The organism is uncultured Aurantimicrobium sp. (assembly GCF_936931525.1).
Classification (GTDB): Bacteria; Actinomycetota; Actinomycetes; order Actinomycetales; family Microbacteriaceae; genus Aurantimicrobium.
In genome coordinates, this window is sequence record NZ_CAKZII010000039.1 from 1 (window position 1) to 6,145 (window position 6,145).

General features: G+C 55.7%; 6 protein-coding genes and 1 pseudogene. 3 read left to right on the plus strand and 4 right to left on the minus strand.

What is annotated here, in order from left to right; translation table 11 throughout:
* From Q0362_RS01855 to Q0362_RS01865, 3 genes and pseudogenes are all read right to left on the minus strand, one after another.
* Positions 1-257 (minus strand): annotated as a pseudogene (locus Q0362_RS01855) (hypothetical protein); the annotation flags it as partial.
* 3 nt (positions 258-260) lie between these two features.
* Positions 261-1,241 (minus strand): Fpg/Nei family DNA glycosylase, encoded by a 981-nt coding sequence (locus Q0362_RS01860; RefSeq protein ID WP_298119175.1) that lies wholly within the window; start codon positions 1,239-1,241, stop codon positions 261-263.
* A 6-nt stretch (positions 1,242-1,247) separates the two neighbouring features.
* Positions 1,248-1,739 (minus strand): ribose-5-phosphate isomerase, encoded by a 492-nt coding sequence (locus tag Q0362_RS01865; protein WP_298119178.1) that lies wholly within the window; start codon positions 1,737-1,739, stop codon positions 1,248-1,250.
* A gap of 64 nt (positions 1,740-1,803) precedes the next feature.
* On the opposite strand from Q0362_RS01865, the gene pepN reads away from it, so the two are divergent.
* The 3 genes from pepN to Q0362_RS01880 are packed head-to-tail and all read left to right on the plus strand — an operon-like array spanning position 1,804 to position 5,385.
* The gene (gene pepN, locus Q0362_RS01870; protein ID WP_298119180.1) at positions 1,804-4,350 is read left to right on the plus strand and encodes an aminopeptidase N; all 2,547 of its coding nucleotides are present in this window, start codon (positions 1,804-1,806) and stop codon (positions 4,348-4,350) included.
* A 4-nt stretch (positions 4,351-4,354) separates the two neighbouring features.
* On the plus strand, positions 4,355-4,999 hold the full coding sequence (locus Q0362_RS01875; RefSeq protein ID WP_298119182.1) for a mechanosensitive ion channel family protein: 645 nt from the start codon (positions 4,355-4,357) through the stop codon (positions 4,997-4,999).
* On the plus strand, positions 4,996-5,385 hold the full coding sequence (locus tag Q0362_RS01880) for a globin (protein ID WP_298119184.1): 390 nt from the start codon (positions 4,996-4,998) through the stop codon (positions 5,383-5,385). Before Q0362_RS01875 ends, Q0362_RS01880 begins: the two co-directional genes overlap by 4 nt.
* Before the next feature lie 12 nt (positions 5,386-5,397).
* Here Q0362_RS01880 and Q0362_RS01885 read toward each other — a convergent pair whose 3' ends face one another.
* A complete protein-coding gene (locus Q0362_RS01885; RefSeq protein ID WP_298119186.1) occupies positions 5,398-6,030 on the minus strand; it encodes a hypothetical protein in 633 nt (210 codons plus the stop codon).
* Positions 6,031-6,145 lie beyond the last annotated feature (115 nt).

Below are 6,145 nucleotides of genomic sequence, written 5' to 3' on the forward strand. Positions count from 1 at the left end.
ACGCCTTCAAGGTTCAAACGCTGCAACAGCATGGACCACGAAGTGAAGTGCGTGTGGGTATCCCACATTCCTGGAATCAGGAAACGACCGCCGAGATCAATGGTTTCGCCTGCCGGGTCAAAGTCGAGGCTGATAGCCCCGGTAGCGCCCACGAATTGAATATCACTGATGACGCCATCGGTAATGACCACATTGATCAAGCTGCCAATGAGGCCGCGTTCACCAGGGATTCGAGCATTAGTGAGGGTGAGCTGCATGGCTCAAGTTTGGCACGAAGGACACCAATAAAGCTTGCGGTTTGCCATCTCATCGAGACGAATATTCGTACCGCAGGTGAGGCAGGGCATACCTTCACGCTTGTAAACCCAGTGGCGGTCTGCACGGTTTGCCATGGCCTTGCGCCAGGCATCACCTTCAAGACCATCGATGGTCATCATCTGACCAGTTTGAACACCAATCTCTAGCAGGTAGACCCAGTCCCGCCATAGCCCCCAGGCTTCGTCTTCGGTCACGAGTTTGCCGGGGCGATACGGATCAATGCCTGCCCGAAAAAGCATCTCTGCTCGATACACATTGCCAATACCTGCCACCACAGATTGATCCATGAGCAACTGTCCAATGGTGGTGTTCTTCTTGCGAATGACGTCAACAAATCTCTGACCCGCCGCATCGCTGGGGTCCCGCTGAGGATCTGGACCTAGCCGGTCCAACACAGCATCGACTTGTTCTTGTGTCAGAACTTCACAGGCTGTGGGGCCGCGAAGATCTGCACAGACCGTTTCGGTCAGCAGGCGAACGCGGACTTGACCAATGGGCTCAGGTGGAAAAACATGTGCAGTATCTAGAGCGGATTCTTTCTCGGCTTCTGCCATCCGCACCCGCGTCTTGCGTGGTGCACCAATAGAGGTCAGTGAATTCTCGCCGTCAACATCAAAGACAGTTCCACGCTGATTGGTTTGACCCATCCGGCCATTAGCCGAGGCAATCGTGGCATCGGCTTGGATATCGCCTGAGAAATCCCACGCACCATAGATTCCGAGGTGAATGCGAAGCCAGTGATCACCGGCGAAACCCATGAACATCTGCTTGCCCACGGCCCACACTTCGATGAGTTCTGTTCCATTGAGCACAGCCGCACCGTCGGCAAAGCGCCCCTGCGGGGAAGAGACCGCGATGCGGTGTCCTACGAAGTTGCGTTCAAATTGCCGCGCAATGCGGTGAACGGAGTGACCCTCAGGCATGAGTGACTAGTACTTGTCGACGCCCTTGCCAGCAATATCGCCGGTGGTCTCATATTCAGCAAGCTGAGCAATGCGGCGAACGTGACGCTCATCTCCGGGGAATGGCTCCGCGATGAAGGTGTCGATAAAGCCCACTGCTTCTTCGAGAGTGTGCTGACGAGCACCGATGGAAATGACATTGGCGTTGTTGTGTTCACGGGCCAGCTGCGCAGTTGCCTGGCTCCACACCAAGGCGGCACGAATGCCATCAACTTTGTTGGCAGCAATTTGCTCGCCATTACCGGAACCACCAAAGACGATGCCGAGGGCGTCAACGCCAGCAGACTGGTCGGCAGCGACCGCTGCTGCTGCGTTGATGCAGAAGGCAGGGTAGTCATCAAGGGCGTCATATTCCTGTGGTCCGTGGTCAATAACTTCGTGACCAGCCTCGGTGAGGTGGTTCTGCAGGAACTGGCTGAATTCGAGTCCAGCGTGGTCTGTGGCGATGTGAATGCGCATTCCTCGATTTTAGGGGCGGTGAGGCCGGGTTAGGCTCTTTAGTACACCGCTGGAAGGAAAATACGTGTCCGGAGAGAACCTCACCCGCCTCGAAGCCATTGAACGCGCAGAGAACATTGCTGTTGACAGCTATGCCGTTGATCTTGATCTGCTGCGTGGCGCAGAAGTTTTTGGTGCCACCACAACGGTGACGTTCTCAGCAACCCCGGGTTATTCGACCTTCATCGATGCAATTACGTCGAGCGTGCACAGCGTGACCCTCAACGGTGTTGAGTTGGACGCTGCACAGGTGTCAGATGGCACCCGCATTCAGCTCGATAACCTGCAAGCACACAACACCTTGACCGTGGTCGCTGAAGCGAAATACACCAACACCGGCGAGGGTCTGCACCGCTTTGTCGACCCCGTTGACGGTGAGGTTTACCTCTATACCCAGTTCGAAGTTCCTGACTCACGCCGCATGTTTGCCGTGTTCGAACAACCTGATCTCAAGGCAACTTTCCAGTTCACCGTGACCGCTCCCGAAAAGTGGGAAGTCACCAGCAACCAACCCACGCCTGCTCCTGTCAAACACGACAACGGTTCAGCCACCTGGAATTTTGAACCCACTCCTCGCATTTCTAGCTACATCACTGCACTCGTTGCAGGCCCTTATGACGTCGTGCGCAGCGAACTCACGAGCACTGATGGTCGGGTTATTCCACTCGGTGTGTTCTGCCGTAAGTCACTGTCGGAATACATGGACGCTGACTACGTGTTCGAGAAGACCCGTCAAGGCTTTGCGTACTTCGAATCTAAGTTCGACTACGCCTACCCCTTTGACAAGTACGACCAGCTCTTTGTTCCCGAGTTCAACGCAGGAGCGATGGAGAACGCGGGTTGTGTGACCTTCACGGAAGCCTACGTATTCCGCTCCAAGGTCACCGACGCCATCCGCGAGCGTCGCGTCGTCACCATCCTGCATGAGCTAGCTCACATGTGGTTTGGCGACCTCGTCACCATGCGCTGGTGGAATGACCTGTGGCTGAACGAAAGCTTTGCTGAATACGCATCAACTTTGGCCACAGCAGAAGCAACTGAATGGCACGAAGCATGGACCACCTTCGCTGTGATGGAGAAGAGCTGGGCATATCGTCAGGACCAACTTCCTTCCACTCACCCGATTGTGGCGGACATTCCTGACCTCGATGCTGTGCGTGTGAACTTTGACGGTATTACCTATGCCAAGGGTGGCTCTGTACTCAAGCAGCTTGGTGCCTGGGTTGGCCAGGAACAGTTCCTTGCCGGTGTGGGTCAGTACTTCAAGAAGCACGCCTACGGCAATACTGAGCTCAAGGACCTCCTGGTTGAGCTGGAAGCGACCTCTGGTCGCGACCTCACCACCTGGTCCAAGCTCTGGCTAGAAACCGCAGGTGTGAATACTCTGCGCCCAGCGCTGACCACCGATGCCGATGGCAGCATCACTGCGTTCACCATTGAGCAGACTGCACCCGCAGACTGGCCCACCATTCGCCCTCACCGTATGGCGATTGGTTTCTATAACCTCATTCAAGGCAAGCTCGTGCGCGACCACCGTGTTGAGCTCGATGTGGACGGTGTGAGCACAGAGGTTTCAGACCTCATTGGCTTGAAGCGACCTGACTTGATTCTCATCAACGATGACGATCTTGCTTACGCCAAGATTCGTCTCGATGAGTCATCACTTCGCGTGGCCATTGCCAACCTCAAGGACATTGAAGACCCACTTGCCCGCTCCCTCGTCTGGGGTTCGGTGTGGGATTCCACTCGCGATGCAGAAACCGCAGGCCGTGACTTCATTGATTTGGTTCTCGGCAACATTGCTACAGAGACAGAGTCCACCGTGGTGCGCACTGTTCTGGGACAACTCCTCCTCGTTGCTTCCAGCTACGTGGACCCCGCAACCCGCGAAGCACAAACTGTTCGCGTAGCAGATGCCCTCTGGAGCATGGCTAACGAAGCGCAAGCTGGTAGCGATCTCCAATTCCAGTTCCTTCGGAGCTTTGCAGCCTTGGCATCAACAGATGAGCACCTCACCCACGTCAAGGAACTGCGTGATGGCAAAATTTCACTCGGTGACTTGGACATCGACACTGACCTCGGTTGGGAACTACTGATCTCTCTCGCTGCCGGTGGCCACGCCACCGAGGCAGACATCGATGCTTATCTCGCTGAAGACAACACCGCCACCGGAGCTCAGTCTGCTGCTCATGCAAAGGCTGCCCTGCCTTCGCTGGTCCAGAAGCAAGCTGCGTGGAACTCGGTCTGGGTTGAAGAGGACAAGCCCAACTTGATTGTCCGCGCAACAGGTCTTGGCTTTAACAAGGCACAGGACCTCGCTGTTTTGGAGCCCTTCGTGAAGCAGTACTTTAACTCCATCGAGAAGATCTGGGCTAACCGTAGTTACGCCATCGCGGAAGAGCTCGTAGAGAGCTACTACCCCGCACCTCTGGCTAACGAAGCACTTGCACAGGCAACTCGTGACTACCTTGCAACAAACAACCCGCCAGCTCCCCTGCGTCGACTCATCGTGGAAAACTTGGCTGGCACCGAGCGCACCCTCGCCGCTCAGGCACGCGACAAGCAAGGATAGAGCTATGGATACTTTCTGGTCATGGATTGTGGCGGTCTACAACGCCGCCACAATTCCTTTCAACATTGCGTTGATAGTCATTGTTTCGCTCATCCTTCGCGCGATTTTGCTAGCTGTCAGCGATCGTGTCATTCGCCGCCTCGTTTCAGAAGCTCGCAAAAAGAACGGTGGCACCTCTGACCACACCGGCCCCGTTGGAGTTCCGGCCGCAGTCACCGCCAGCCGTCAGGTGCAACGCACCAAGACCATGGGAACGGTGTTCCATAACTTCATCACCTGGAGCATTGTCTGTATTGCGTCGATCCAAATCTTGCAAGTGATGGGGGTCTCCGTGACAGCCATTGTGGCAACCGCAGGTATTGGAACGGCTGCACTGGGTTTTGGCGCTCAGAACATCATCAAGGATGTGCTCAACGGCATGTTCATGGTTTTTGAAGACCAGCTCGGTGTCGGAGACGTCGTTGACTTAGGTCTCGCTTCCGGGACTGTGGAGTCAGTCGGCCTGCGCATCACCACGTTGCGCGGTGACGATGGCACCATCTGGTTTGTGCGCAACGGCGAGATCGTGCGCGTAGGAAACAAGTCTTATGGCGATCCCAAGCGTTTTGCGGCCAAGATCAAGAAGCCAAGCGCGGCCAAGAAAGCATGAGCGAAGAACTTCTCTCCTTCTACGACGAAGTGGGTGGCGAGCCTGTCTTTGCCAAGCTTGCTCATGAGTTTTATAAGGGCGTGGCCAAGGATCCTGTGCTCAAAGCCATGTATCCCGAGGATGACTTAGGGCCAGCAGAAGATCGTCTCAAGTTGTTCCTCGAGCAGTACTGGGGCGGACCCAGCACATACAGCGATACACGTGGACACCCTCGGCTGCGTATGCGCCACATGCCCTACAAGATCAACCCAGATGCCAGGGATCGCTGGTTGGGCCACATGGAGCATGCCGTGGACACTCTCAAGCTTCCGCCACTGCAGCGTGAAACTCTGCTCGAATACCTCGAGCGTGCTGCCTACGCCATGACGAATACGTTCGAGGACTAGTTAGTTCGCCAGCTATTTAGTCAAAATGTGACCACGATCGGTCGCAACGCGGGTCCATGCTCCTGACGAAGTCACCTGGGCAATTCCTGTTCCGAAGAATCCCAGACCGAAACCAGCAAAGGCGATGCCTGCAGGAACAGTCTTCGGAGTTTCTGCGTTCTGAACGTTGAGTGGCCTGCGCCACACTTCTTCACGCACAGCCGTCACAATGTTGGTGCCGAGGCCGTTGGCTTTGGCCACTTCTTCGATACCCGCTTTGGCCGTGAGCTGGAGCTCAATCTCGAGCATGGTTCCTACAGGTAACCACTCAGAACGAGGTGGAGCTACCCCAGTCCATGCAATGCCCGCTTGACCAACAGGAAGGGGTATCGAGATCTTGTCGTGAGCCAAACGATCGAGTATGGCGCGAACCTGGACCACCATGTCCAGGTTCCCTGTTTCCACGCGCTCGAAGACGCGCAAACCAAGAACGGTTGGAGCAACATCGAGTAAACCTTGCGGGGTGAGAACTGCCACGTATGCGGCGAGAGCAGTACCTGCACCGACCAGCCAGACATGCTCAGCACCGAGGCGTTCCGCACGCTCAAGGAAGGTCTGGAAGTCGGCAGAGTCGTGCTCGCTCGCGAGGGTCACCGTATTCGTCATCTCGCAACCTAAACTAGCGAATGAAACACATCTCCACGCACGAGGGACTTATGCAGCCAGAACACATGCACGAAAACATCGAGGCTTTACTCGAGACTCTGCACCTGACCGAAGA

What these genes read in the sequence shown, in the direction of transcription:
- Q0362_RS01860 (WP_298119175.1), bottom strand. Translation starts at nt 1,241, where the DNA reads ATGCCTGAGGGTCACTCCGTTCACCGCATTGCGCGGCAATTTGAACGC.
- Q0362_RS01865 (WP_298119178.1), bottom strand. Translation starts at nt 1,739, where the DNA reads ATGCGCATTCACATCGCCACAGACCACGCTGGACTCGAATTCAGCCAG.
- Q0362_RS01875 (WP_298119182.1), top strand. Translation starts at nt 4,355, where the DNA reads ATGGATACTTTCTGGTCATGGATTGTGGCGGTCTACAACGCCGCCACA.
- Q0362_RS01880 (WP_298119184.1), top strand. Translation starts at nt 4,996, where the DNA reads ATGAGCGAAGAACTTCTCTCCTTCTACGACGAAGTGGGTGGCGAGCCT.
- Q0362_RS01885 (WP_298119186.1), bottom strand. Translation starts at nt 6,030, where the DNA reads ATGACGAATACGGTGACCCTCGCGAGCGAGCACGACTCTGCCGACTTC.